Here is a 25,641-nt window from a genome sequence, read left to right as displayed (position 1 = left end):
CATTATTTCTGCCAGGCAGATTTTAGTTTATATATTTCCATACTTTCCACTTTCACATTTCCGCCTTCACAGAAAAATTCCAGGTCATTAAAAGTGTATACAGGAATAAAGCAACCGGATAACGATATTTTGCCGCCATTGGCAAACACTTCTAAGGAAGCCCTGTCTGCCAGTATGCGTAATTCAATTTTTCCATTCACGGGTTCAAGGTCAACGGTCTTTCCCAGGACGCTTAATTTTTTATTTCTGGCATCATAACGCACAGGGGTACCGCTTGTTTCATAACTGCCTTTACGGATTACAAAACCAAATGATCCGGCCGTGCCAGGTTCTATTACTGCATGTATATCCAATGCATCTCCTTTTACTGCAGATAATATATTGGAGCCGGGTTGCACCATCTTGTTTGTGATGACGAATTTTTCCCCGTAAATGTTTTTTATTTCCGTCACAGGGTTCCTGCATACCCGTAAACCTTCCGGAAATCTTTTTAAAGTAAGCACACAGGGAAAAGCCATCTGCTGGTTAAACGGAGCGTCAGGATAAATGCCGCCGTTCATCCATCCGATTTGTATCCTCCTGCCATCTGCAGCGGGAATATCACTATAGGATTGAGCGGCGTAAAAATTATTGCCCAGATCCATCTTTATCTTTTCCGTTTCGGGTATAAAAGTGCTGCCATCAAAGCTGCCAATAAAATAACCGCCGTCTGCCCCATGCAGTACCCATTTTTTTTCTGCAGGATTATCATCAACGGCCAGTTCAAAAAGGTCGGGGCATTCATACATTCCTTTGATAAAACTTTTCTGTTCCCATTGCAGCAGGTTGGCAGAATTGTATATGGCGATTCCTCTTTCCTGCTGATCTTTATCGGGGCCGATATACAAAACCATAACCCATTTTTTTGCCGGCTCATGCCAGAAAACTTTGGGATCGCGTTCATCCATCGTTCCGTTTTTCATAACCGGTATCACGGGGGTGGGGTAGGGTTGCCAGGTTTTGCCTGCATCGTTACTGTACACGACCCGCTGGCCGCAATGCATCGCTGTATATATAGCTACAATCGTTTTTTCATTGCCTTTTTGTAATCCCGAAGTATTATTCCGGTCTACCACTGCGCTTCCCGAAAACGCGGGGCATTTATAATGATCGGGTGTGCCTTCTAACGGGTAAATGGCCAATGGCCGGTGTTTCCAGTGCAGCAGGTCATTGCTTACGGCATGCCCCCAGTGCATATTGCCCCAGCCTTTGCCATAAGGGTTGTGCTGGTAAAAAAGATGGTATTCGCCTTTATAATATACCAGTCCGTTCGGATCGTTCAGCCAGTTTTTTTCTGCCGTGAAATGAAATTGCGGCCGGTAAGGTTCATTATAATAAGACACATTTTTTTGAGCAAAGCCAGGAATACCCGACAATGTTGCAGCAACGGCAAAAAGAAACAGGAATGAGTGACGCATAAATTTCCTCTGGTATGTTAAGAAAATGAGTATCGAATACAGATGAAAGATAAGGCTATTTCTCTTTTCTGTTAATAGATGTGCTGGTTTTATTCCGGTTATTTTGTAGTTCAGTTGTTATTCATTTAATATTTTCTTCGCCTGTTGCACCATCGCTTCTGCCGGTATTGTTTTTAGTTTTTCAATTGAGAATTGCTGTAAAACTTCGTCTAATTTTTTTAACGATTGTGTATCGCCTTTTGCCGTAAATGCTTTTTGCAGCAGTTTTATCTTTTCAAAATCCTGGATGCCTTCAATCAGTTTTTCAAAGCGGATAGAAGTTCGCGGTCCGGGGTAAACCTGGTACGTATCGCCTGCGGGCCAACTGCGGAAGCGCGAATCCCTGAGCGGGTCTGCTACCCAACTGTTGTAAGCCCAACGCAGGTAGCCGGTAAAACCTTTTGCAGCGGCATACCAGCCTAGCCACACATGTTCGGCCGGAGGAGAGAAGGTAAAACCGTTGGGGTAATGCTCAACGCAACAAGTATAATACGTGCTGGGCTTTCCTTGTGCCACACGTTCTTTTAACACCGCATCGTCAAATTGCAGGTTGGATGCTAAGCAATAATCAAAAATATCTTTTTCAATTTCGGGATGATAGTTGCCTGCAAGTGCGATCTTCCAGCCCGGATCAATGCTTTTGAGCAATGCAATCACCACCTGCATGTCTTTCATGGGGCGCTCATCCATAGCAATAGTAGTAATGTCAAACCAACCTTTGTTTTTTAAATGCTGCGTAAAATCCTTCAGCATGCTTGTCCAGTGTGTGTTATATTCAACCGAGCCAATAGGCGCTTTGAGGGTGGTATCCTTTCCGGCCGCTTCATCAAAATAACGGAACGATAAAGCCCACGGCACCATGGTATAACAATTAATGCGTTTGTTAATGCCACAGCTCATCACAAAGGAAACATATTTATCAAACAGGCTGTAATCATATACCCACGATCCGTCTTTGCGTTTTGTCCATTTGATTAACCCGGGAAAATCATCATAGGTTTGATGACCCCATGGTTCGTCCATAATGCTTGCGGTAATGTTTTTTTGTCCTGCACCGGCTAATAACGTGTAATAAGGTTTCATCAGCTCAAAATGCTTATCGCTCCACAATGGCACACCATGTACTCTGGCAATCGCGGCAGGGTGTTGCCAGAGGTCAAGATCAAATGTCCATTTATCGGGTGCTGGCAATGTGCGGTCAATTACTTTAACGGTATAATGTAAGGTATAGGTTTTATCTGCTTTCACAGAAATGCTTCCCTTGTAATTGCCTGCAGCCGCTTCCTGCGGAACTTTAACGCTCAGCCATATGGGCTGCACAGTATTGGCTTTAACCGGGATAGCAGAAATAATGTCTATGGCGTCTGCTGCCAGCGATGAATCAAAATCTGCCGGTTTACGATAGCCGCAACCGTTGGCAAATTCGTCTGTTATTACATAACGAACGAACCCGGCTTTGATATCCGGAGACGGAATGGTTTGACCTTTTGCATTTACCAGGGGGCTAAGTGTATACGTTAGCTGCGCAACAGGTTGGTTTGTCCATACCAGCAGTTGTGTATGCACCTTTTCTCCCTTCCATGCTGTGGCACTCCAGCTTTCCCGAACGTTTTTAAACGGAACTTTTTCTTTGGCATAACGGGTATTGCTGCTGGCAAAGCTTACCATCACGGGTTGCTGAAGTTTTTCCCATTCTTCAACCGATACTGTAACCCGCATTGCAGTTTCAGTGAAATAATTGTTGCCTTCAGAACTATAACTCTTGTCCTGTGCAAAGAGCATAGTATATAATACAACACCAATTATCAGCAATATCATTCTTTTCATGATGGTAAATTTTGAATCAGCTAAAACTACGGTAATAAAAGGAAAAGAACCCGGGCAAACGATTGCATGATTGTTTTTGATACCCAAAAATATGCTGTTATCTTAGCTAAACATATGGAGAAGAAGGTACCTACGATAAAGGAAATTGCAAAAAAGCTCAATATTTCTGTTTCAACCGTTTCAAGAGCATTGCACAATCACCCCAGCATAGGCCTGCGCACTAAAATGCAGGTGCAAAAGCTGGCAGCAGAAATGAATTATGAGCCCAATCAAACGGCCATCCAGTTTAAACAGGGCAAAACATTTACCCTCGGACTTATTCTTCCCAATCTCCGTGAAGAATTCTTTTCAACAGCTATAAGCGGAGTAGAAGATACAGCTTTCAAAAATAATTATAATGTGCTGATCGGACAATCGCACGATGAACTGCAAAGAGAAGAACGGATTGTTGAAACCATGCGCAAACACAGGGTGGATGGTGTACTGGCATCTATTTCAAAACAAACCAAAAGCATTGAACATTTTGAACAATTGGATAAATACAATATACCTGTAGTTTTTTTCGACAGGGTGCCTGATGTGCCCAATATCCATTCGGTATGGTGCAGTTTGTATTATAGCACGATTGACGCGGTGGAATTCTTATTTCGCAAGGGCCATCAAAGAGTGGGCTATATACAGGGTCCTTTATCTCTAAATATTAAAAATGAAAGATTAGAAGGGTACTATGCTGCTCATAAAAATAAAAAACTTCCTGTACAGGAATCATTGATCGCAACAACAGATCTTTCCAAAGAAAGTACGGAACAGGCTATAGAAAAATTATTATCACTCAAAAATAAACCCACTGCTATACTTGCTTTTAATGATAATGTGGCCCTGGATACTATTCAGTACGTGAGAAGTAAAAAACTGAAGATCAATAAAGATATCAGTGTAGTAAGTTATGCCAATTGGCCCATCACCAGTTATCTTGATTTTCCACCTATTGCTTCCGTGGAGCAATTTCCGTATGAACAGGGCAGCAGGGCAACAGAGTTGTTGTTCAAGCTGCTTAATACAAAATCGCCTGAAGGTAGTTTGCCTTATGAAAATATTGTGCTGAAAAGCGAGTTAATTGTACGTTGACTCTTTCTTTCACCTGTTTATTCCTTTCACTGCATTTCCGGAATTATATAAATCCTTTCCATAATGCTGTACCAAAACTGCGGTATAATGGATTGAATTTTGTATGAAATACAATCATCTTTATACAATCGTTTATTTCCTGTAAAGCTACTACAATGAAAAATTTACTCTTTCTAACGGGATTATTGATGTCAGTCAATACATATGCCCAGCATGAGCATCATAAGCCGGTAAAAGAAGATTCCGGCAAAATGAAAATGACAAATGATACCACACCGCCGCATCAGCATCACAGTATGCAGCCTGAACATGATATGGGCAATATGAGCCATGCCTTTTCTTTAAACCTGCCTATGAGCCGCAATGGCTCAGGTACAGGCTGGCTGCCGGATGCATCGCCTATGTATGGTGTGATGTATCATTCAAAAAAATGGATGTATATGCTGCATGGCAATATCTTTTTGAGGTACAATAACCAGGATTTTAGTAATAAAGGTTCAAGAGGAGACAGTAAATTTGATGCGCCCAACTGGTTTATGTTCATGGGACAAAGAAAAGTGGGTGACAGAGGATTGGTCCGTTTCAGTGCCATGCTTTCCCTTGACGAACTGATTGCAGGAGGCTCTGGATATCCTTTGTTGTTTCAAAGTGGTGAAAGCTATAAAGGAAAACCACTGGTTGACCGCCAGCATCCGCACGACCTGTTTTCGGAATTATCGGTGAGTTACACTTATGCCCTTTCAAAGCATACAGATGTGTTCGCTTATTTGGGTTATCCCGGTGAGCCGGCATTGGGACCTGTTGCTTTTATGCATCGCCCGGCGGCATTGTACAATCCGGATGCGCCGCTTTCACATCACTGGACGGATGCCACTCATATTACTTTTGGTGTGGCAACCGCGGGCATGCGTTTGGGTAAATTTAAAATAGAAGGTTCGTCTTTTACAGGCAGAGAACCTGATGAACACCGGTATGATTTTGATAAACCCCGCTTTGATAGCTGGAGTGGCAGGCTGTCTTATAATCCAGCAAACAACTGGGCATTGCAGGTATCGCATGCCTTTATTAAAGAACCGGAACCCTTACATGTAAACAAAGATGTTAACAGAACTACTGCTTCGGCCATATACAGTTTACCGTTGGCTAAAAATGGATGGGTTAACGCAACAGCAGTATGGGGCATAAACAAAAGTAAAAACCATGATGCTGAAAATGCTTTTTTGTTAGAGGGATCGTGGCGCAGGAATAAACTGGCGCTGTATGGCAGGTACGAATATGTTCAAAAATCGGTTGAAGAACTGGTACTGGATGAAACAATTTATGGACATGATGCCATTTTTCCGGTGCATGCTTTTACGGCTGGCATTCATTACGACTTATTGCACATTAATAAAATAAGAGTGGCCGGAGGCACACAGTTTACATTATACAGAACGGATGAAAAGCTTTATAGTTTGTACGGCAAACATCCGATGGCTTTTGAAATTTATTTGCGTTTGTATCCTTTTTTAATGAGAATGTAAGGTGGCACAATAATAAAAAAGCCGGGTTAGTAACCCGGCTAATTGCCGATGGAAGATTCAAAGGGATGTTTCCCTTCGCGCTTCAATATCTTCCCTTCGGCTTGTTCTGTTGCTGTTGCTCTAAACGTGCTACAAGTGCTTTCAAAAATTGTGCCTTAGCGGTTAAATCCAAAAAGGTTTTCTGAAATATTCTTTTTCCCTTGAATCCTGTCTCGTATAATTTGTGCCGCCAGTATTCCAAAGGTGATGCCGTTTCCCCCTAAGCCGAGGCCAAAGAAAGTTCTTGGGTGTTCGGGTATAGAACCGATATAAGGCAATCCGTCTTTGGTTGAAGCGAAGGCGCCCGCCCATTCGAAATCTGTTTTAAAAACAATACCCGGAAACAACTTATGAAATGCCTTCTCCAGCAGCCTTGTTTTTTGGGTTAATGCGGCATCGCGGGCAGCAGGTGATTTGTCATCATCTTTGCCACCCACAATAATGCGGTTATCTTTTGTAGTGCGGCAGTATAAATAGGGCGTTTGCGTTTCCCATATCAGGCAGTTCTTGTACCATAAATTAGCAACAGAAAGCGGCTCGCTGACGATGGCGTATGTAGCATGCAGGCGCTGAACTGTTTTAGAAATATATTGCTGCGATTCGTATCCGCAGGCTATCACCAGGTATTTTGCCTGTATCTTTTTTTTATCTTCCGTGGTTAATATTACTTTTTTATGTGAATGTTCAATGTCCGTTACTTTGGTGCGGTCAAATACTTTTAATCCCTTTTGTATAGCTGCATACAACAATGCATGTGTAAAACCATAGGGATCTAATTCGGCCCCCCTTTCCGACAATAATCCGCCATATTGTTCAATCCCAAACCTATCCAGCATCGCCTTTTCATCCAGCCATTCTGTTTGTATGCCAATCTTTTTACGGCAGGCTTGCTCTTTTTTTAAACCGGCAGCATCTTTCTTAAATGATGCATACTGGAAACTGGGTTTGAGTGCGAAGCCGGTATCTCCTTTTAATCTTTTGCATATAGCTTTCAGATCCAAAACAGACCGGTAACACAACAGGTAGCTTTGCGCTGCATTTTTTTCGCCTGCTATTTTCTCCAATTTATAAAGCGGTATATCAATTTCATACTGGATCATAGCTGTGCTGGCGGCAGTGCTTCCCATACCGATATGTCGTTTATCAACAACTACGGCTTCAATGCCTGCCTGGCATAAATGCCATGCCATGAGTGCACCTGTAATACCGCCTCCCATAATCGCTACATCAGTTTTAATATTTTCTGTAAGGGGCGGATAGGTATTAATGATTCCATGCCTGAGCAGCCAGTAGGGATAGTGAGAGCGGAGATCCATAGTATAACTAAATGAAGATTTTTTTGAAAGATTGCCTGCAAAACACTTCAATGTGCTATAAAGTCATGCCATATCTTTTTGAATAAGAAATTTTGAAAAGCAACTGACCCATATTCTGTTTATTAATGGTTCCCGATTTCTCAATTCCCCCATTCTCTTCATCTCTTTCTTCTTGTGGTATTAAATGCACATGATGTGCAGAATATTACCCATAAGCATGCAGACAATCATTTATTTACGCATTTATGGTTTACACAATAGCTGATCAACGCTTGTTTTCTCAACCAATATAAACAGGCATGAATTTTTATAATAATATATTGTTGATGTCTGTATCCTAAAGCTGTAAAGTGAATGCATATGAAAAGTATAAAATATTGTCTCCTGTGTTTCTTTTTCATTAGCGGATGTACCACGGCTAAACAACAAACCGCTGTAAACGAAACCACGCCTGTAAAATCCGGAGATTCACTTCCTGAGCCATACGCCACCAAATCGGTTATGCATTTCAGTAATGTGGTAGGATGGAAGGATGCAGAAGCACCCATAGCGCCGGAAGGATTTGTGGTAAGCCGCTATGCAGACAGCCTGCAAAATCCACGCTGGATGTACGTGTTACCCAATGGTGATGTGCTGGTGGCTGAATCCAATACAGAGCATGGTTTGCTTGAGAAAGCAGGTGCGGCAATTATTGGCGCCAATAAATCAAACGACATGCGTAAAAGTGCCAATCGAATTACCATTTTAAGAGATACGGATAAAGATGGTAAACCAGATATCAAAGCGACTTTCTTAAGCGGGCTCAATCAGCCTTTCGGGATGTTATTGCTGAAAAATAAATTGTATGTAGCAAATACAGATGCCCTGTGGATGTTTCCTTATGAAAAAGACGCATTGAAAGTAACGGGAGAAGGGAAAAAAATAATTGATTTGCCGGCAGGGAAAAATAACAGACACTGGACAAGAAACATTATTACCAACAGCAAAAAAAATAAAATATATATCGCTATTGGTTCTGGCAGCAATGTAGCAGAAAATGGACTGGAGGAAGATAAAGATAAGGCGAGGATATGGGAAATTAATCCCGATGGGTCGGGACTTGAAGTATATGCAGGCGGGTTACGCAACCCGGTAGGTATGGGATGGGCGCCCGGTACAAAAACTTTATGGGTGGCGGTAAACGAAAGAGATGAGTTGGGTGATGATCTTGTTCCCGATTATATTACAAGCATAAAAAGAGGTGGGTTTTACGGTTGGCCTTATGTGTATTATGGACAACATATTGATCCGCGGATTGAAGCCAAAGATCAGCAACCCGAATTGGTGAAAAAAGCCATAGTGCCGGATGTTGCTTTAGGATCGCATACTGCATCACTCGGGCTGCTTTTTTATACAGGCAACCAATTTCCGTCAAAATACAGGAACGGTGCATTTATTGCCCAGCATGGTTCATGGAACCGGTCGGTATTGGCTGGCTACAAAGTAATTTTTATACCTTTTGAAAATGGAAAACCAGCCGGTAAGGAAGAAGATTTTCTTACCGGCTTTATTATAGAGCCCAACGGGAAAAAAGTACATGGGCGCCCGGTAGGACTGGCCATGCTGCCTGATGGTTCTTTGCTGGTTACCGATGATACCAGTGATATAATATGGAGGGTGAGTGCTGAATAGACAGTGTGAATAAAATCACAAGAACCAAATAAATCCGAAATCTAAAAATCGAAATTCGAAATGAATACAAAATCCGAAGTCCGATGATGTGGTCGCCACCTGACGCAAGAAGGGTCAGACCGCATTAGGAGAGCAAAGAACCACAAAAAACAAGAACCAAACCTGTCCGCCGTGGCGGATAAATTTAAATCCGAAGCCTTAAGCTTATCAGGTACGAGCCCTCGGCTTTCAGCTATTGGCAAATAAGTACTAAGGAGGATGGATACATCTTCTTCAGGTTGTAGCTGGTGGCTGACCGGATTCAATCTCAAATTTAAAATTTCAAACCTGCCTGTAGGCAGGTCCCAAATTACCCTAAGGTTTGTAAAGCCGCTATCATTCCCCTCACTTCCGTTGTATCCAGTTCGGTGGTTTGCAGATTTTCGTTCATGGAAGTATTTAAATATTTCATTTTTGAGTCTGCTGTTTTTCTTGCCGAAGAATGAAATTCTATAGCCCCTGTTTGCCGGGCTAAGGCAATAATATTTTCTGATCTTACACCTGACCCCGGCATAATGATAATGCGGTCATTGGCCTGCCGTACAAGCTGTGCAAGCGTTTCTGCGCCTTCTGTTGCCGTAGGTTTCAATCCGCTGGTAAGGATCCGTTCGCATCCGGTGGTTATTATATCTTCCAAAGCTTCAAACGGATTGGCTACGCGGTCAAATGCACGGTGAAAGGTAACGCCCAGTGGGTAGGCCGCCTCCGCCAATGCTGTAGTTCGCTTTTTATCAACACTTCCATCGGGTTGTAACAACCCTATTACCACACCATCACAGCCCAATTCCTTACAAAGCAGCACATCCCTTTTCATGACCTCAAATGCTTCATCACCATACAAAAAATCACCGCCGCGCGGTCGAATGATGGGATAGAGCAGGAGTGAGGTCTTTTTCCTTGCAGTTTTGATCATACCATAACCGGGCGTAGTACCGCCTTCAGCGGGATTATCGCATAATTCAATACGATGCGCCCCTGATTGCTGCGCCAGCAGCACAGATTCAATTGTAAAGGCAATGACCTCGAGCGTATAATTCATAACGGTTGTTGTGGGTAGTAAATGGAACGGTATATGAATGTTATTTTGAAGTTGAAAGATAGCAAATCCATTACTGAATATATTTTTTGTAAAACAAACGATTGTTCAAATTTCAGGTAATGCGTTTTTATTCGCACAAATTGAGGATATTAGCGCACACAAAATTATTCATTCAACTACTTGTCATGACATCCAACCGCAGAAAATTTTTACGCAATATTACTTTAGGAACCGGCGCGATTGCTACAGGATTACCCGTGATGGGCAAAGACCTTTCGATGGAAAAAGAGGAGTTATTACCCTATACCGGAAAAAGCGGGTTTAACATGTGCGGTTACGCAGCGCCTAAAATAGATAAAGTGCGTATTGGTATTATCGGGCTGGGAAACCGCGGTTCGGGCGCTGTGGGTCGTTTATCTTTTATTGAAAATGCTGAAATTGTTGCCCTGTGCGACAACCGTCCCGAAAGAATTCCTTTGGCTCAAAAAACGATTACGGATAAAGGTTTGTCAAAGGCCAAAGAATATACGGGCGAAGAAGGATGGAAGGCTTTGTGCGAAAGCAATGATATTGACTTTGTATACATCTGCACACCCTGGCAGTTGCATACGCCTATGGCAGTATATGCCATGAAGAACGGAAAACATGCTGCATCGGAGGTACCCATTGCCGTTACTGTTGATGAATGCTGGCAACTGGTGGAAACATCGGAAAAAACAAAAAAGCATTGCATGATGCTGGAAAATACCTGCTATGATTTTTTTGAACTGCTTACTTTAAATATGGCGCGTAATGGTTTGTTTGGAGAGCTGATACATGCCGAAGGCGCGTACATACATGACCTGCTGAGTTCCAATTTCGGGAAAACCAGCTATTCCAAAATGTGGCGTTTAAGAGAAAATGAATTCCGCAATGGTAATTTATATCCCACACACGGGTTAGGACCAATAGCGCAATGCTTAGACATTAACCGGGGCGATAAAATGGATCATATGGTTTCCATGTCATCCAATGATTTTATGATGGGTGCAACGGCAAAAGAAAAAGCGGCGGAAGATCCTTTTTTCAATGAGTTTGTTGGAAAGTCTTACCGCGGCAATATGAATACCAGCATTATCCGCACCAATAAAGGGAAAACGATCATGCTGCAGCATGATGTTACTTCACCCCGCCCTTATTCCCGTCTTCATTTGATCAGTGGTACCAAAGGTGTTGCCCAGAAATATCCCGAGCCCGAGCGGATCGCTTTCGGTCATGAATGGATCAAGCCTGAAGAATTAAAAGCACTGTACGATAAATATACGCCTGAGATCGTAAAGCATGTGGGCGATATCGCAAAAAAAGTAGGCGGTCATGGAGGCATGGACTTTATGATGGATTGGCGTACCATTGATTGTTTGCGCAATGGACTGCCTTTAGACCAGAACGTATATGATGGTGCTTTATGGAGTGTAATTGGACCGCTTAGTGAACAATCGGTAGCCAAAAATTCAAAGTCAGTAAACGTGCCCGACTTCAGCAGGGGCAACTGGAAAACCAATAAACCTGTAAATCTTACATTGGAAGGCGGAGGAAATACCACAGTAAGAGAAGTAAAAAATGGATGATATTGAACAATTAAAATTTAAAAACATTCCTGATTGATAAACCACCGTTATTTGGCGCCGAAAGGCGCCTTTTTTTACTATAAGCCAGGTTGCCATAGATTTAAATTATACCACTTCATCCAATGGTAACAGTACATGGCGGTAATGGAAATCGCTTACAGATGAAATTACACATACATCATCACAGGGTAAAAAGGCATTTGTTTTATTGCTTACAGCATCAAATCCTTTGCCTGTACCGGATGACTGGTAATAGGGTTGTAATCCGGGTCCATTGCCTGGTTGATGATAAACAACAGTAATCTCGTTTTGCTGGTTTGCTGTTTCCGGGCCCCTGCCGGCTATAGCAGTAACCGACCACAGCCTGCTGTAATCCGACTGGGCTTTTTTTATCATGCCAGAATAAATTACTTTGGTAATTCCGCCAACAGGGTATTCTCCTGTTCTTTTTAATATAATATCTCCGGGAACACTCCCAATTTTTTTGTTTAAAGAAACAAAAGTGATCAGCGTAAAAGCGATCAGCAGGAAAAGCAATATCTCATTCATGACAATGTTTTTGAGTTGGTTAATAATAAGAACGAACGGCTATTGGTATAACCGGCAATATCAAATTTGTAACCCCCTATATTGTTGGTTTGTTGATTGGCTTACCTACACTCCTTGATTACCTCTTACCATCTTACTTTTTCACCTCCCTGTATTCCACCCTTCGGTTTTTTTCACGCGCCATAGGATTATCCCTGCCATTTATTTTTTCAGCTTCAAGCGGACAGCATTCGCCGTATGCTTTGCCCACGAGCCGGTTTTTGCGGATGCCTTTTTTAACTAAGTAACGGATACAGGCATCTACCCGTTTTTGTGCCAGCTTTAAGTTATAGGCTTCCGAGCCCCTGCCATCGGTATAACCACCCACTTCAATGGTGACGGAAGGAAATTGGTGCATCAATGCCGCAAGCGAGTCCAATTCATAAAAGGATGAATTTCCCAAAGCAGACTGGTTAAAAGAGAATTTGGCCAAAGTGGCTGATTCGCTCAAATCATATCCTCCCGCATTTGCGACAGGTGGTGTTATTAAAGAGAGACATATGTTGTTGTTATTTACGCTGTCTGTTCCGGCATCAAAATATACTTTGTAACTTTCAATCGCAGGATTGTATCCGTCTTTTTCCGCTGTAATTTCAAAGCGGGAAGTATTTTTCAGTTCGAAGCTATAGTAACCATCGCTGCCGGTTTGCTGTCTCAGCAATACTTTTCCGCCTTTTGGATCTTTTATGGTTAACGCTACGCCCGGCAAAGGCTGGCGGCTATTGCAGTCTGTAACCGAACCGGATACATATTGCGCGTTATCCTGGCGCACAGCAAAAAGCTCAAGACAACAATCCGTTGCCCGGTCCGAACTTAACCAGCCGGTATTCCAAAGGTTATCTTCATCGGTGCTTATAAAATACAGATCATCTTTGGATGAATTAATGGGTTTGCCGGCATTTACAGGTTTATCCCAGTTGGATAGTTGAAAATCTCCTTTGGCGGAAAAAATATCATAACCACCCATACCTACATGCCCGTTACTCGAAAACAAAAGCGACCGGCTGGTATAATGATAGGAGGGAGACACTTCATCTCCGGCTGTATTCACAATATTACCTGCATTGGCAACCAGCAACGCATTACCGTTGGTATCCAGCGGCGTGTACCAGACATCATATTTGCCAATGCCTCCTTCGCGGTCGGAAGAAAATAAAAGATATTTTCCATCTGCTGTAATAAAAGGCTGCCCGCTGTTTGAGCCTTCCATATTTACTGGTTCGGGTAAGGGTACAGGCTTTGTCCAGCCGGTATCCGTTTTATCGGAGCTGTAAATGGCTGAGGTGGTAACCCCGCTGTTTACCATCCACCGGGTAAAGAATATTTTTTTGCCTTCTTTTAAAAATGCAGCCATGCCATTATGAATGCCCGGCGCTTCGTCTAATTCAATCATTTTCGTTTTTCCTGTAGCGCCATCTTGCAGGCCCGCTTCATACAACCGGGCAACATACAGGTCATTCGTTTTATCTTCATGCACAGCAGTATAAACAACACGATCTGTTTGTGAAACCGATAGTGCATAAGATGAGGTATTTACCGGCATTTGTTTTCTTTCTACAAAAAATCCATCCTTTTCTTCTAACAATTGTTCCCTTATGAATTTGAGATTTTCCAGTTCTTTATCTGCGCCCACCAGCAATTCATCCATTTTAGTGTAAGATTCCCTGAAAGCAGTGATCGCATTAAATGCTTCTTCGTATTTTTGATTGGCACGCAATGAAACGCCATACCAGTAGGGGCAGGCAGGATACGCTTTCCTGGAAAATGACATCGCTTCCTTATACCATTTTTCCGCCAGGGTATAATTATTGATCATCCTGTAACTTTCCGCCAGGCCGTAAACCACTTCATTGTGAATATTAAGATTTGATTTTCCGGGCGCTTTCTTTTTTACTGCAAAAGGCTGTGAGCGTGGCGTTGTTTTTATTTCAGTGTTCAGGTATTTTTCATAATACTGTATGGCTTCATAATATTTTTTCTGCTTAAACAATGCTTCCCCTTTGGTATAATAGCCCGGACTGTCATTTTGAGCAGTCACCACCAAAGTGCAAACCAAAAAAAAGAGGATTGCTGTGGCATTGCCCAACAATAAAAAAGTTTTTCTGTTCACCAGGTGCCTGCTGTTTTTGTGCATATGATTATTATTTGTATGCCTTTGTTTTTAAAAACGGGGGCAATAAAAAGGTTTTGTTTTCATGCTGTTTTTTCGCCACCACGTATACGAAAGCGATATTTCAATGCTGTTCCTGTTCATTTCCATAGCGTCTTTGGTTGATACATTGGTATCATAGCTCATGCCCACAGTGAAGCCTTTGTAATAAAATCCTGCAAAAGGTGCAATCGCATCCTGGAAACGGAGGTTCGCTCCAAACATCAGGTCAACCTGCTCGCTGGCATTTACCTGCACATAAGCTCCTGCCATTTTTTCTTCTGTTTCGCCCTGGCGCATGTACAATACATTGGGTACAATATTTAACAGGTCGGATAGGATAATTCTTGCTCCTGCATGCAAACTGTAACGTACAGGCAATGACTGTTTATCGCCTCCGGAAATGAAAGGGTCTTTGGGTTGTGTAATATGGAATGCAGAAAATCCTCCAAAGAGGTTTATTTTTTTATCTGCAGTGGCATCGTAGTAAACCAGTCCTGCACCGGCATCAAAGGAAAATACATTTGGTTTCTGAAATACCTCTGATGAATGAGCCGAAGGATCATACCCGATGCCCGATACCCATTGTTCACCAAATTGCAGTTTGTTTACATTAAAGCTCCTGTTCAGCATACCTGCCTGCATGGCCATTGCCACGTAGTGATCTTTAAACCGTACACCCGTGTAGGCTATGCTCAGGTAAGCATTGGTATAGTTATAGGCTTTATCGGCAGAAGATTGATTTAGCAGGTTAACGCCAAGGTTAATGTTTTTACTGGTGGGCATTTCTGCGGATATGCCTTTGGTTGAGAAGGTGTTGCCATACTGGCTGCGCCATACTGCCGATACCCGGTAATCGCCTTCAATGGCCCCGGTAAGCGCCGGGTTTAGCGCCATAGGCTGAATAAAGTATTGCGAAAAGTGCGGATCTACCTGTGCATAGCACTTGCTATGCCAGCCACATATGCCCATCAGTATGGTGAATAATATTTGAAATATGCCTTTTTTCATCGCAAAAAATTTATAGTGCTTCATTACATTCATTTATCTTATCAGCCGGATAGTACCTTTTTTAATGAATGTATCTTCATTGGATAATCGAACCTTAACTACGTATACATACAAGCCTACCGGTTGCGGATTGTTTTTATGCGTTCCGTCCCAACCTTTTTCATTGTCTTTTGTTTCGTAAAGCATAGCGCCCCATTGATTGTATATTTTTATTTCCGCTGCTGTTACCGAAGATCCGTACACTTTAAATATGTCATTTCTGCCATCCCTGTTAGGCGTAAATGCATTGGGTATAAAAAAGTCTTTGTTATCAACTGCTGTTTTCACATTCGCTGTGTCTATACAACCATCTTCCGATCTCGCAATAACATAAAACGTACCCGTGGTATCATTAATAATAAGCGACTGCGTGTTTGCGGTTTGATTGCTGAAATATATTTCCGGTTTCCAGCCAATTACTTCATAATTGGCATTGGCTGAAGTAGTAAGTGTTGCAGGTATACCAATGAGCATGGGGCTGGGATTGGCTTTCAGGGAAATGGAAAAATCCCGCACCTGTACATTTACAATGGCGGTATCTGTGCAACCCGATTCATTTACGGCTATTGCTTTATACATGCTGTTGACAACCGGCTGCACAACAATGCTATTTCCGGGTCCTATATTCTGCCATGTTATTTCATTGCCCGGCGAAGATGCTGTTAGGGTAACCGGCAAGCCCTTACAGGCTACAACCGTATCATCAGTGCTAATAACCGGCTGGTCATTAAGCACAACTACTATGGGTTCAACGTCTGTTAAACAGCCGCTTGCACTGGTTCCCCGTATATAAAAAGTATCGCTTGCGGTAACAGCAGCGGGATTATCAAGTGTTGTTGTAGCTGTTTCATCCGTAAAATAACGATAGGTTAAGCCATTGGTGCTGCCCAGAGTAATAGATGATACTGTAATATCTGCCGTAGGTGATCCGCATACCGGTAAAGGATTGGTAATAATAAGCAGGGGGTCGCCCACATCTATATTGGTGGTAACTGTGCCGGTGCATGCGCCACTGCTAAAGGTATAATTAACGGTATAAGATCCGGGTTTGCTTGCAGCAAGATTTACCACCCCGGTGGCAGTATTAATGGATAGTCCGGAAGAAGCGCTGTAAGTGCCGCCCGGCTGGCCGGTTTGGGTTACAGTGGCTGTGCCGGTTCCGCAATAAGGCGATTGGTCATAGCTTATGGCTGCAGGCGGCAGGGGATCCGCAGCAATTTGTACAGCGGCCGAAATATTGCTTTCCGCGCCGGAATGTACTATTCTTCTGTACCAGTGGGTTTGGGTTAAAAGCCCCGGACTATATCCCTGGCTTGTTGCCCCATCTATATCCACAAATCCGGTGCTCCCGGAAACAGTGCTACTTTGCCACTGAAAGCTAAAGCTCCCGTTTCCGCCTGTAGGTACGCTTCCTGTTAAAGCAACAGGAGCGCTATTATAGCAAATGGTTTGATCACTGCCAATGGTATTGTTGCCTATCGCCCACAAAAGGCCCTGATCTTCAGCAGGAAATGCCTCCGAAATTGCAATGCTGGCTGGTAGAATTGAACGGGGCTGGTTGTCGCTCCTGTAATTTACCCCGGCAGGAACGCCATATACATTCATGGTTTTTTGCGGACCCGTGCCTGCGGTACTGAACTGCACACAAACCACCAATGAAACGAACAGGAAATGGTTTCTCATTACTATCAACAGGTATTGGATTATTATACTTTGGTCTTTCTTCAAAAGTCACTATGTACATTAACTTACAGCCTCGGAAGTTATTGTATGTCAACAATATTTTTTGCTGATATTTTAAGCATTCCGGGAAACTACAAATGATGTAACATGGCTGGCCGCTGTATTATCTTTAAACGATTGCTCCGTAATGATCAAATTTTCCGGGTTTCAGGGTTTTATCGTATCTTTTGAAACATATCCGTATCCATATTATTTTTTTAACTAAAACTTGCATTATGCGAACGGTTGCACACATCTTTAAACGCAAAGGCCATCACAACATTACCATTGATGCGGATGTTTCTGTACTGGAAGCCCTGAAGATCATGTCGGAAAAAAATATAGGATCGGTGATCGTAGTGGATAGTGAAGGAAAATATTGCGGGCTGGCTACAGAAAGAGATTATGCCCGTAAAGTGATATTGCTGGGGAAATCATCGGGTGAAACGCCTGTAAGTGAAATTATGCTGGAACATTTACCCCGGATTACTCCCGAACATACGCTTGAAGAATGCATGAGTATAATGACAGCGCATAATATCCGCTATTTGCCTGTATTCAAAAGCAACGAATTTTATGGGGTCATTTCGGTGCTGGATATTGTAAAAGAAACCATCCTTGCGCAGCAGGAAACCATAGACCAGTTGCATAGTTATATTCATTCGGTGTAGGTTACCGGATCACAATTTCTGTAATAAGGTTTTCGCCAAGGGCTTCGTTCACTCTTTGAATAATTTTCTCTTTCTGAAAGAGCAATTCATTTTTAAGAGGAGCCACGGATGTAGCGATAAATAAAGTGCGGTTCATGATCTGTATCTTATCGGTATACCGGGCAATCGTTTTACCCATCAGTTCGGCCCATATATCCGTTATCTGCATGGCCTGCATGTTTCCTTTCAGCCTGCTTTTCTTAAGAAACATTTTCAATGCATCACCCATGGAAAGTTCACTCATAATGCTAAGGTAGGACGATTCGGGTATTTTCTAATTTAAACAGCATGTTTATTCTTTTTACGCTTCATCTTTTTGTTTATTTCCCGTTGTCATTTTGCTGATGCATTATATTTTTGGATTCGCGGTCCTTCACATAAAATAAAAAATACAGGATAACCAATAGTGTTGCTGTTCCTGTTATAATAAAAGTTACACTTGCTCCAAACCGGTACCAGAATAAGCCGGCCAAAGAGCTCGCTAACAAGGTGCAAATGCTTTGAAAGCCGGCATAAGTGCCAATAGCCGTGGCTGTATCCTTTTTGGCGGTGATATTGCTGATCCAGGCTTTCGAAATACCTTCTGTTGCCGCCGCGTATATTCCATACAGAAAAAAAATAGCTGCCAGTATATAAAAATTACTGAAATGGCTTATGGCAAAATATACTGTGGCAAATATAAAAAGTCCGAAAATAAGCATCTTCTTTAACCCTGCTTTATCTGCTATAATGCCTAATGGAAAGGAAAATAAAGCATAGATAAGATTGTAAAAAATATATACGCCAATTACAAGCATATCGCTTAACCCTGCCTCCTTTGCTTTCAATAATAAAAATACATCTGAGCTGTTGAAAAGAGTAAATACCAAAAGCCCTGTAGCCACTTTGCGATAGATTTGCGGGCTTTTTTTCCAATAGTTCAGGAATGAAAAAAAAGGGGGCGTAGCTTTGGCTGTTTGAACAGGCGGATTTTTTTCTTTGAGATATAATGATGTAAGAACGGCAATTATCCCTGGTATAAAAGCGATGTAAAATAAAGTTTTGTAATGCCCGGGGTAAAAATAAAGAAACAGCAGTGCCAGCAATGGACCTAATACAGCGCCAAAAGTATCCATGGAGCGATGGAACCCGAATACCCTGCCCTTGGTTTCCGGGGTAGCCTCGTCCGATAAAATGGCATCCCTTGCACCGGTTCGTATTCCTTTACCCAAACGATCAATGGTTCTCGAAAAAAATATCCAGAGTGGGTAAGTAAAAATTGCCATCATGGGTTTAGAGATAGCGCTTAAAGCATAACCTATTTGTACAAATGGCACTCTTTTGAATGAATTGTCTGAAAGTTTTCCAAAATATCCTTTGCTTATCCCTGCAGTTGCTTCCGCTACACCTTCAAGAACGCCAATAAGTACAATGGAAAACCCGATAGATTGTAAATAGATGGGTAGTACAGGATAGAGCATTTCACTGGCGGTATCTGTAAACAAACTCACCAGCGATAAGGTCCAGACTGTTCGTGTAATGTTTTTCAGATGTATTTTTTTAGCCTGAAATCAATCAAAATTTTAAAAACTGAAGGTATGCAGATTTACATTTTTGGGAAAATGATAATGGATTTGTTCACATGGCCGATAATTTCCCGGATATTTGATATCTGGGCAGAAATGCGTGCACCCTCAAACATTTTCACTCCATTATCTTACATTTGCAACGCTAAAATAATTTAAAATGCTTTGCACAACTACGCCGAATATAGAAGGGAAAAAGATTGAACAGTATCTGGGCGTTATTTCGGCCGAGGTAATTATAGGAGCTAATTTTTTGAAAGATATTATGGGCGGGTTGCGTGATTTTTTTGGCGGACGCAGCGCCACATACGAAAAGGTACTGGATGAGGCCCGGCAAAAAGCAATGGAGGAGCTAACCGAAAGAGCACAGCGTTTAGGCGCAAATGCGGTGGTGGGCATTGACCTTGATTTTGAAACCATAGGCAGCGGTGGAAGCATGCTGATGGTTATTGCCAGCGGAACCGCGGTAAAATATGTTTAACCAATCAACCAATCACCAAATCAACCAGTTAAACAATCAACGATATCAATGGGAAGAATATTTGAAGTACGTAAATCAACCATGTTTGCCCGCTGGGATCGCATGGCAAAACAGTTCAGCCGTATTGGAAAAGAAATAGCCATTGCCGTTAAGGCCGGGGGACCTGATCCTGGCACCAATCCCGCTTTGCGCCGCTGTATGCAAAATGCAAAAAGTGTGAACATGCCCAAAGACAGGGTAGAAGCAGCTATTAAAAGAGCGCAGGGCAAGGAAATGGAAAATTTTGAAGAAATATTATATGAAGGCTACGGCCCGCATGGTGTAGCTGTGCTGGTGGAGACCGCAACAGATAATCATGTGCGTACGGTAGCCAATGTAAAATCGCATTTTAATAAGGGCAACGGCACTTTGGGAAACAGTGGTAGCGTAGCTTTCCAGTTTAAAAAAATGGGCGTATTTAAATTGAAGCCGGAAGGGCTGAATGCGGAGGAGCTTGAACTGGAATTCATTGATTATGGACTGGAAGAGCTGGGTGAAGGCACTGGTGACAATGGTGAGGACGTATTGGTATTGCGAACAGGCTTTACAGATTTTGGCAATATGCAAAAAGCGCTGGAAGAAAAGCATATTATACCTATTAGCGCCGAAGTGGAATGGATTCCTTCCACTACGGTGGAATTGCCCGAAGAACAGGCGCAGGAAGTGTTTAAGCTCGTAGACCGCCTGGAGCAGGACGAAGATGTACAGAAAGTATTTCACAACTTACAATAAGCAGAAGACAGGCATAGCCTGCCAATGCGCCTTTATTTAACATGACCACTTACGAACAGATTTTTGAAAACAACAGGAAATGGGTCGCTTCTAAAACCGCTTTGGATGTTGACTTTTTTAAAAAATTGGCCTCTGATCAAAACCCGGAATATCTCTATATTGGTTGCAGCGACAGCCGCGTGCCTGCGAATGAGATCATGGGGCTCGACTCGGGCGAAGTGTTTGTGCACCGCAACATAGCCAACCTGGTATGCGCAACAGATTTAAATGTAATGGCAGTAATCAATTATGGTGTGCGGTACTTGGATGTTAAGCACATTATTGTTTGCGGCCATTATAACTGCGGTGGCGTAAAAGCCGCCATGCAACCCAAAGACATGGGTATCCTTAATCCCTGGTTAAGAAATATCCGCGACGTTTACCGCCTGCATAAAGAAGAACTGAACGTTATAACGGATGACAAACAGCGGTACGACCGGCTGGTTGAGCTGAATGTGCAGGAGCAGTGCGTAAACGTAATTAAATTAGCAAGCGTGCAGCAGGAGTATGTAAGAACAGGCTACCCCGTCGTACATGGCTGGGTTTTTGATTTAAAAACCGGTTTGCTTAAAGATCTGAAGCTCGACTTCGAAAAAATACTGCGTGACATACAGGAGATCTATAACCTTACCGACACCAACTGGAAGCGGTAGTTTTTGGGGTATCAGCGATCAGGTAAGTTACTACTAACGATAAAATGAATACTCTTCAGATTTTATAATTTATGGTTTGTGGTTTATGATTGCATTTCGCTTCGGAATTCGGAATTTTCGTTTTCTGATTTTTTGAATTTATATTTTATTTGGATCTTGTTTTTTGTAATTTGGTTTTTTGCAGTGAGCCGTCAGAGGATAATAACTAATGACAGGCTGAATGCACCTTTTTATGCGGGTGAGTACTAACGATGGATTGAATGTACGCTCTCACCGCTGACCTCTCACATCCTAACTCGTGAAATGATAAACGATAAACGTGAATTGCTGATCGCTAACAGCTAACCGCTGACAGCTTATTACACAAACGCGCTAAACCCCGTAATAGCCCTGCCCACGATCAGTGAGTTGATTTCTTTTGTGCCTTCGTAAGAATAAATGGCTTCTGCATCCGCTACAAACCGCGCTACATTATAATCCAGTAAAATGCCATTGCCACCCATTACTTCCCTTGCTTTGCTCACAATATCGCGTGTACGCAAAGAACAAAATACTTTTGCCAGTGAAGCATGTTCATCTTTCAGTAAGCCCTGGTCCTGCAGCTCCGACAACCTGAATACCAACGACTGCATAGCCGTGAGGTTCGACAGCATTTCCACCAAATGATTTTGGATCAACTGGTAGGAGGCAATGGGTTTGCCGAATTGTTTTCTTTTGCGTGTATAATCCAGCGCATTTTCATAGGCGCCTCTTGCACAGCCCACCGCCATCCACGCTACTCCGGCTCTTGTCATGCGCAATACGCTGGCAGTATCTTTAAATGAGCTGGCCCCCTGCAACCTGTCTTTTTCCATTACCTCACAATTGGTCAACGTAATCAACCCGTTCTGAACAATCCGCAAGGCCATTTTTCCTTTTATCTTTTCCACGCTAAAGCCAGGAGCGTCCTTGGTAACCAAAAAGCCTTTCACCTGGTTGTCATCCACATCTTTGGCCCATATAATGGTAACATCAGCAAAAGTGGCATTGCCGATCCATTTCTTTTGTCCGTTTAGGGTCCATTTATCACCGGTGCGCTTAGCGGTAGTAGTTAGTCCGCCTGCCGCACCGGAGCCAACCTCCGGTTCCGTTAAGCCAAATGCGCCTATAGCTTTAAATTGCTGCAAGCGCGGGAGCCAGTATGTTTTTTGTTCTTCCGACCCGCACAGGTAAATGGAGCCCATGACCAGTCCGCTCTGCACGCCAAAAAATGTAGCGATGGAAGCGTCAACCCTTGCCATTTCCATAGCGATAATGCCTTCCATTAAAAAAGATTTACCCGGACAGCCATAGCCTTTATACGTAACGCCACATAAATTAAGCGCTGCAAATTTTGGAATAATTTCAAAAGGAAAATCATCGTGCAGCCAGTAATTGTTCACGATCGGGGCAATTTCTTTTTCCATAAATTCCCTCACCTGCAATTGAACAGCCCTGTCTTCCTCATTGAGCCGGAGCGACAGCTCATAAAAATCGCCATTTATTTCAGGCAATGCTTTTTTAGGTTTGCCATTGCTTTCCATCAGTTTTTGCAGGCCCTTCAACTGGTTATCATCAAGCCTTGAAAACCCTTCCATTAATTTTTGCAGGTCAACCTTTTTTGAGATCTTGCCAAGCTGATCGAAATCAATTGTCTTAAATAGTTGATATGCCTGCTTAATTTTACTTAGTGTTCCGGCCATAAACGATGATTTAATATTGAATATAGTAATGTTGCCAATAAACTATAAATGTAAATGAATTTGTATTGTGTGCTACTACGTTAATATGCAAAAGAGGTTGTGGCAGATATGGGTTGACATGCTGATGCAGTGAATATTTTATCTCCACTTCAATCAAATAAACAATTAACCGTTGTGTGTATTTTGCCCCCTTGCAGACAGACACTTTGTGCTTCAGCAGGATAACCTTTCCACCTGTCACTCTAACGAAGCTTGCCTACCGCAGGCAGGGAAGAGTTTGTCTTTGCTACGATCAGTGGGCATGCCAAACAAGGCCCTTCGTAACTCAGGGTGACAATACAATAGAGAGGTGTGTGGCAAAAGCCACACAGATATTACTCCAATATCACCCGTTTAACTATCATTTTTTAAACTAAATTTATAGAAGCATGAATATTACGGCAAGTGTATTAGACAAAGAGTTAATACGGTATTTTATACTGCTCAACGAACCGCAAAAGAAGTCATTGGTGGAAATGATGAAATCATTTTTACAATCAGACAGTAAGCCGGTAAGGCATATTAGCATTGAGCAATATAACCGTGAGCTTGACGAGGCGATGGAGCGTATCGGCAGAGGAGAATTTACGACATTGGAAGCATTGGAAAAAGAAATACAGACATGGTAAGAAAGTTGATACTTCTGGAATCCGTGTAATACGGATACGGCATACAAGGATGAATCCATTGGAATATTAAACAATAATCCACCACACAAAAAAGCCAGGCTACTAAACCTGCCAGATTGGGTATTAACCGGCACTCATTCCCTGTAAAATACGCCAGGTATGCATTTTATGTTATTTATTCAGGTGCGTTGCAATATTTTCCTGTATAGCATTTTTTTCTCTTGTTTATTTATTATATCTTCGCTGCTCTTAATGTTATTGCTTTCTCCGTTTGTGTAGTAGTTCATTCTCCTCCAACATAGTGACCGCTTAACCTAAGGCAGATAAAGTATCAATCATTTTTTTGATAGCCTTATCACTCTTTTATTACTAAAAAAAATTACAAGTGTCATTTAACAATTTGCAGCTTATAGAACCTGTATTACAGGCCCTGAGCAAAGAAGGCTATACAACGCCTACCCCAATCCAGGAAAAATCAATTCCTTCTATTTTACAAAAAAGAGACCTGTTGGGTTGTGCCCAAACAGGTACCGGAAAAACAGCAGCCTTTACCATTCCTGTTTTGCAACTGATCCATGAGCAGAAAAAAACTACTCAATTTTTGCAGCAGCCACAGGCTTTAATACTTACGCCCACCAGGGAACTGGCTATACAGATTGGTGAAAGCATTCAGGCTTACGGCAGGTTTTTAAATGTAAAACACACGGTGATCTTTGGTGGCCTTCCGCAACACAGCCAGGTGCAGGCTATCCGCAGAGGGGTAGACCTGATAGTGGCTACACCAGGCCGTTTGCTGGATCTGATGCAACAGAAAATCGTATCACTTAACCATATTCAATATTTTGTACTGGATGAAGCAGACCGTATGCTTGATATGGGATTTATACATGATGTAAAACGCATCATTGTTCACCTGCCCACCAAACGTCAAACACTTTTTTTCTCTGCAACCATGCCTCCCGCCATTAGTAAGCTGGCATCTGTACTGTTGAAAGACCCGGTAAAAGTGGAAGTTACCCCTGCATCTTCTGTAGTAGAGATCATTGAGCAATCCGTTTATTTTGCAGAGAAAAAAAACAAGCAATCATTATTGATCCATTTGTTGCAGGACAAGTCTATTGAAACCGTATTGGTATTTACCCAAATGAAACATGCCGCGGATAAGCTGGCGTATAAGCTTAATACTGCCGGCATCCGTACAGAGGCTATCCATGGCGACAAATCGCAGCATTCGCGTCAAAGGGCACTTGAGAATTTCAAAAGCAGGAAGACCCGCGTACTGGTGGCAACGGACATTGCAGCGCGTGGTATTGACATTGAAGAGCTCACCCACGTAATTAACTTTGACCTGCCGAATGTACCTGAAACCTATGTACATCGTATAGGCCGCACGGGAAGGGCCGGTGCGGGTGGTATTGCCATTTCTTTTTGCGACCAGGGCGAAAAGCCTTTATTGAATGATATTCAAAAGCTTAACCAAAGAACGATTCCTGTGGTTAGTGGTCATCCTTTTGACATGGGTTCTGTTCATAGCAATATAAATAAAGCGCCTTCAGCAAGCCACGTCAACAGCTTCAAAAATGTAGGAACCGGTAGAGACAGAAAGCTTTTCAGGCAAAAAACGTATTGAAATTTTTAGTTTATGGTTTATGATTTATGGTTGCATTTTCGCTTCTGATTTCGGATTTATAGCTTCTGGCTTTTTCAATTTATCCGCCACAAAGGACAGGCTTGCCTGCCGCAGGCAGGTTTGGTTCTTGTAATTTGTTTCTTGATGCTTTTGTATTCCTTTCGGATTTCTGGCTTCTGATTTAATTTTATCTGTCATTGGTACGCTTA

At 42.5% G+C, this 25,641-nt stretch carries 22 protein-coding genes; 10 read left to right on the top strand and 12 right to left on the bottom strand.

Annotated elements, in window-relative coordinates; all coding sequences use genetic code 11:
• Positions 1–2: 2 nt before the first annotated feature.
• Together FRX45_RS19875 and FRX45_RS19870 are read right to left on the bottom strand one after the other, a co-directional pair.
• Positions 3–1,457 carry a glycoside hydrolase family 32 protein gene (locus tag FRX45_RS19875; protein ID WP_152270233.1) on the bottom strand — a complete coding sequence of 485 codons (1,455 nt, stop codon included), beginning with the start codon at positions 1,455–1,457 and terminating at the stop codon, positions 3–5.
• Between the two features lie 117 nt (positions 1,458–1,574).
• On the bottom strand, positions 1,575–3,323 hold the full coding sequence (locus FRX45_RS19870; protein ID WP_226805475.1) for a DUF4091 domain-containing protein: 1,749 nt from the start codon (positions 3,321–3,323) through the stop codon (positions 1,575–1,577).
• Between the two features lie 114 nt (positions 3,324–3,437).
• On the opposite strand from FRX45_RS19870, the gene FRX45_RS19865 reads away from it, so the two are divergent.
• The gene (locus tag FRX45_RS19865) at positions 3,438–4,451 is read left to right on the top strand and encodes a LacI family DNA-binding transcriptional regulator (protein WP_152270232.1); all 1,014 of its coding nucleotides are present in this window, start codon (positions 3,438–3,440) and stop codon (positions 4,449–4,451) included.
• 155 nt (positions 4,452–4,606) lie between these two features.
• Positions 4,607–5,974 (top strand): hypothetical protein, encoded by a 1,368-nt coding sequence (locus FRX45_RS19860; protein ID WP_152270231.1) that lies wholly within the window; start codon positions 4,607–4,609, stop codon positions 5,972–5,974.
• A gap of 155 nt (positions 5,975–6,129) precedes the next feature.
• On the opposite strand, the gene FRX45_RS19855 is transcribed toward FRX45_RS19860, so the two are convergent.
• Positions 6,130–7,329: an NAD(P)/FAD-dependent oxidoreductase gene (locus tag FRX45_RS19855; RefSeq protein WP_152270230.1), complete on the bottom strand. Its 1,200-nt coding sequence runs from the start codon at positions 7,327–7,329 to the stop codon at positions 6,130–6,132.
• A 360-nt stretch (positions 7,330–7,689) separates the two neighbouring features.
• Here FRX45_RS19855 and FRX45_RS19850 point away from each other — a divergent pair, with 360 nt between their 5' ends.
• Positions 7,690–9,000, top strand: coding sequence for a PQQ-dependent sugar dehydrogenase (locus FRX45_RS19850; RefSeq protein ID WP_226805474.1), 1,311 nt, complete (start codon positions 7,690–7,692; stop codon positions 8,998–9,000).
• Positions 9,001–9,349: 349 nt separating this feature from the next.
• Here FRX45_RS19850 and FRX45_RS19845 read toward each other — a convergent pair whose 3' ends face one another.
• Positions 9,350–10,078, bottom strand: coding sequence for a copper homeostasis protein CutC (locus FRX45_RS19845; protein WP_152270228.1), 729 nt, complete (start codon positions 10,076–10,078; stop codon positions 9,350–9,352).
• Positions 10,079–10,263: 185 nt separating this feature from the next.
• Between FRX45_RS19845 and FRX45_RS19840 the strand changes: the two genes are divergently transcribed.
• Complete coding sequence (locus tag FRX45_RS19840) at positions 10,264–11,685, top strand: Gfo/Idh/MocA family protein (RefSeq protein ID WP_152270227.1); 1,422 nt, start codon at positions 10,264–10,266, stop codon at positions 11,683–11,685.
• Positions 11,686–11,790: 105 nt separating this feature from the next.
• Here the strand turns inward: FRX45_RS19840 and FRX45_RS19835 are convergent, their stop codons facing one another.
• From FRX45_RS19835 to FRX45_RS19820, 4 genes are all read right to left on the bottom strand, one after another.
• On the bottom strand, positions 11,791–12,234 hold the full coding sequence (locus FRX45_RS19835) for a hypothetical protein (RefSeq protein ID WP_152270226.1): 444 nt from the start codon (positions 12,232–12,234) through the stop codon (positions 11,791–11,793).
• A gap of 133 nt (positions 12,235–12,367) precedes the next feature.
• Positions 12,368–14,407, bottom strand: coding sequence for an OmpA family protein (locus tag FRX45_RS19830; RefSeq protein WP_152270225.1), 2,040 nt, complete (start codon positions 14,405–14,407; stop codon positions 12,368–12,370).
• A 27-nt stretch (positions 14,408–14,434) separates the two neighbouring features.
• Positions 14,435–15,457, bottom strand: a complete 1,023-nt coding sequence (locus tag FRX45_RS19825) for a PorP/SprF family type IX secretion system membrane protein (RefSeq protein WP_226805473.1) — start codon at positions 15,455–15,457, stop codon at positions 14,435–14,437.
• Between the two features lie 9 nt (positions 15,458–15,466).
• Complete coding sequence (locus tag FRX45_RS19820) at positions 15,467–17,155, bottom strand: T9SS type B sorting domain-containing protein (protein WP_152270224.1); 1,689 nt, start codon at positions 17,153–17,155, stop codon at positions 15,467–15,469.
• A 275-nt stretch (positions 17,156–17,430) separates the two neighbouring features.
• On the opposite strand from FRX45_RS19820, the gene FRX45_RS19815 reads away from it, so the two are divergent.
• Entirely contained in the window at positions 17,431–17,865 is a 435-nt protein-coding gene (locus FRX45_RS19815) for a CBS domain-containing protein (protein ID WP_152270223.1), read from the top strand.
• Between the two features lies 1 nt (position 17,866).
• Here the strand turns inward: FRX45_RS19815 and FRX45_RS19810 are convergent, their stop codons facing one another.
• On the bottom strand, positions 17,867–18,148 hold the full coding sequence (locus tag FRX45_RS19810) for a DUF721 domain-containing protein (protein WP_152270222.1): 282 nt from the start codon (positions 18,146–18,148) through the stop codon (positions 17,867–17,869).
• Positions 18,149–18,224: 76 nt separating this feature from the next.
• A complete protein-coding gene (locus FRX45_RS19805) occupies positions 18,225–19,424 on the bottom strand; it encodes an MFS transporter (RefSeq protein ID WP_394350043.1) in 1,200 nt (399 codons plus the stop codon).
• A gap of 205 nt (positions 19,425–19,629) precedes the next feature.
• Here FRX45_RS19805 and FRX45_RS19800 point away from each other — a divergent pair, with 205 nt between their 5' ends.
• Genes FRX45_RS19800 through FRX45_RS19790 form a run of 3 tightly spaced genes read left to right on the top strand, consistent with a single transcriptional unit; the run spans position 19,630 to position 21,413 of the window.
• Positions 19,630–19,950 carry a YbjQ family protein gene (locus FRX45_RS19800; RefSeq protein ID WP_152270220.1) on the top strand — a complete coding sequence of 107 codons (321 nt, stop codon included), beginning with the start codon at positions 19,630–19,632 and terminating at the stop codon, positions 19,948–19,950.
• 48 nt (positions 19,951–19,998) lie between these two features.
• Entirely contained in the window at positions 19,999–20,721 is a 723-nt protein-coding gene (locus FRX45_RS19795; RefSeq protein WP_152270219.1) for a YebC/PmpR family DNA-binding transcriptional regulator, read from the top strand.
• 41 nt (positions 20,722–20,762) lie between these two features.
• Positions 20,763–21,413 (top strand): carbonic anhydrase, encoded by a 651-nt coding sequence (locus FRX45_RS19790; RefSeq protein WP_152270218.1) that lies wholly within the window; start codon positions 20,763–20,765, stop codon positions 21,411–21,413.
• Positions 21,414–21,772: 359 nt separating this feature from the next.
• On the opposite strand, the gene FRX45_RS19785 is transcribed toward FRX45_RS19790, so the two are convergent.
• Positions 21,773–23,134 carry an acyl-CoA dehydrogenase family protein gene (locus FRX45_RS19785; protein WP_152270217.1) on the bottom strand — a complete coding sequence of 454 codons (1,362 nt, stop codon included), beginning with the start codon at positions 23,132–23,134 and terminating at the stop codon, positions 21,773–21,775.
• Positions 23,135–23,562: 428 nt separating this feature from the next.
• On the opposite strand from FRX45_RS19785, the gene FRX45_RS19780 reads away from it, so the two are divergent.
• Positions 23,563–23,802, top strand: coding sequence for a hypothetical protein (locus tag FRX45_RS19780; RefSeq protein WP_152270216.1), 240 nt, complete (start codon positions 23,563–23,565; stop codon positions 23,800–23,802).
• Positions 23,803–24,187: 385 nt separating this feature from the next.
• The gene (locus tag FRX45_RS19775; RefSeq protein ID WP_152270215.1) at positions 24,188–25,432 is read left to right on the top strand and encodes a DEAD/DEAH box helicase; all 1,245 of its coding nucleotides are present in this window, start codon (positions 24,188–24,190) and stop codon (positions 25,430–25,432) included.
• 24 nt (positions 25,433–25,456) lie between these two features.
• On the opposite strand, the gene FRX45_RS23380 is transcribed toward FRX45_RS19775, so the two are convergent.
• Positions 25,457–25,630 (bottom strand): hypothetical protein, encoded by a 174-nt coding sequence (locus FRX45_RS23380; protein WP_193311787.1) that lies wholly within the window; start codon positions 25,628–25,630, stop codon positions 25,457–25,459.
• Positions 25,631–25,641 lie beyond the last annotated feature (11 nt).

It is taken from the genome of Agriterribacter humi (assembly GCF_009192765.1).
GTDB classification, from domain to species: Bacteria; Bacteroidota; Bacteroidia; order Chitinophagales; family Chitinophagaceae; genus Agriterribacter; species Agriterribacter humi.
This window is presented reverse-complemented; position numbering and strand designations above follow the sequence as displayed.

Bases quoted from the DNA above. Each gene is read 5' to 3' on its own strand.
- FRX45_RS19780 (WP_152270216.1), top strand. From the start codon at position 23,563: ATGAATATTACGGCAAGTGTATTAGACAAAGAGTTAATACGGTATTTT.
- FRX45_RS19820 (WP_152270224.1), bottom strand. From the start codon at position 17,155: ATGAGAAACCATTTCCTGTTCGTTTCATTGGTGGTTTGTGTGCAGTTC.
- FRX45_RS23380 (WP_193311787.1), bottom strand. From the start codon at position 25,630: ATGACAGATAAAATTAAATCAGAAGCCAGAAATCCGAAAGGAATACAA.
- FRX45_RS19785 (WP_152270217.1), bottom strand. From the start codon at position 23,134: ATGGCCGGAACACTAAGTAAAATTAAGCAGGCATATCAACTATTTAAG.
- FRX45_RS19870 (WP_226805475.1), bottom strand. From the start codon at position 3,323: ATGAAAAGAATGATATTGCTGATAATTGGTGTTGTATTATATACTATG.
- FRX45_RS19830 (WP_152270225.1), bottom strand. From the start codon at position 14,407: ATGCACAAAAACAGCAGGCACCTGGTGAACAGAAAAACTTTTTTATTG.
- FRX45_RS19865 (WP_152270232.1), top strand. From the start codon at position 3,438: ATGGAGAAGAAGGTACCTACGATAAAGGAAATTGCAAAAAAGCTCAAT.
- FRX45_RS19850 (WP_226805474.1), top strand. From the start codon at position 7,690: ATGAAAAGTATAAAATATTGTCTCCTGTGTTTCTTTTTCATTAGCGGA.
- FRX45_RS19795 (WP_152270219.1), top strand. From the start codon at position 19,999: ATGGGAAGAATATTTGAAGTACGTAAATCAACCATGTTTGCCCGCTGG.
- FRX45_RS19875 (WP_152270233.1), bottom strand. From the start codon at position 1,457: ATGCGTCACTCATTCCTGTTTCTTTTTGCCGTTGCTGCAACATTGTCG.
- FRX45_RS19840 (WP_152270227.1), top strand. From the start codon at position 10,264: ATGACATCCAACCGCAGAAAATTTTTACGCAATATTACTTTAGGAACC.
- FRX45_RS19800 (WP_152270220.1), top strand. From the start codon at position 19,630: ATGCTTTGCACAACTACGCCGAATATAGAAGGGAAAAAGATTGAACAG.
- FRX45_RS19815 (WP_152270223.1), top strand. From the start codon at position 17,431: ATGCGAACGGTTGCACACATCTTTAAACGCAAAGGCCATCACAACATT.
- FRX45_RS19835 (WP_152270226.1), bottom strand. From the start codon at position 12,234: ATGAATGAGATATTGCTTTTCCTGCTGATCGCTTTTACGCTGATCACT.
- FRX45_RS19855 (WP_152270230.1), bottom strand. From the start codon at position 7,329: ATGGATCTCCGCTCTCACTATCCCTACTGGCTGCTCAGGCATGGAATC.
- FRX45_RS19845 (WP_152270228.1), bottom strand. From the start codon at position 10,078: ATGAATTATACGCTCGAGGTCATTGCCTTTACAATTGAATCTGTGCTG.
- FRX45_RS19825 (WP_226805473.1), bottom strand. From the start codon at position 15,457: ATGAAGCACTATAAATTTTTTGCGATGAAAAAAGGCATATTTCAAATA.
- FRX45_RS19860 (WP_152270231.1), top strand. From the start codon at position 4,607: ATGAAAAATTTACTCTTTCTAACGGGATTATTGATGTCAGTCAATACA.
- FRX45_RS19790 (WP_152270218.1), top strand. From the start codon at position 20,763: ATGACCACTTACGAACAGATTTTTGAAAACAACAGGAAATGGGTCGCT.
- FRX45_RS19810 (WP_152270222.1), bottom strand. From the start codon at position 18,148: ATGAGTGAACTTTCCATGGGTGATGCATTGAAAATGTTTCTTAAGAAA.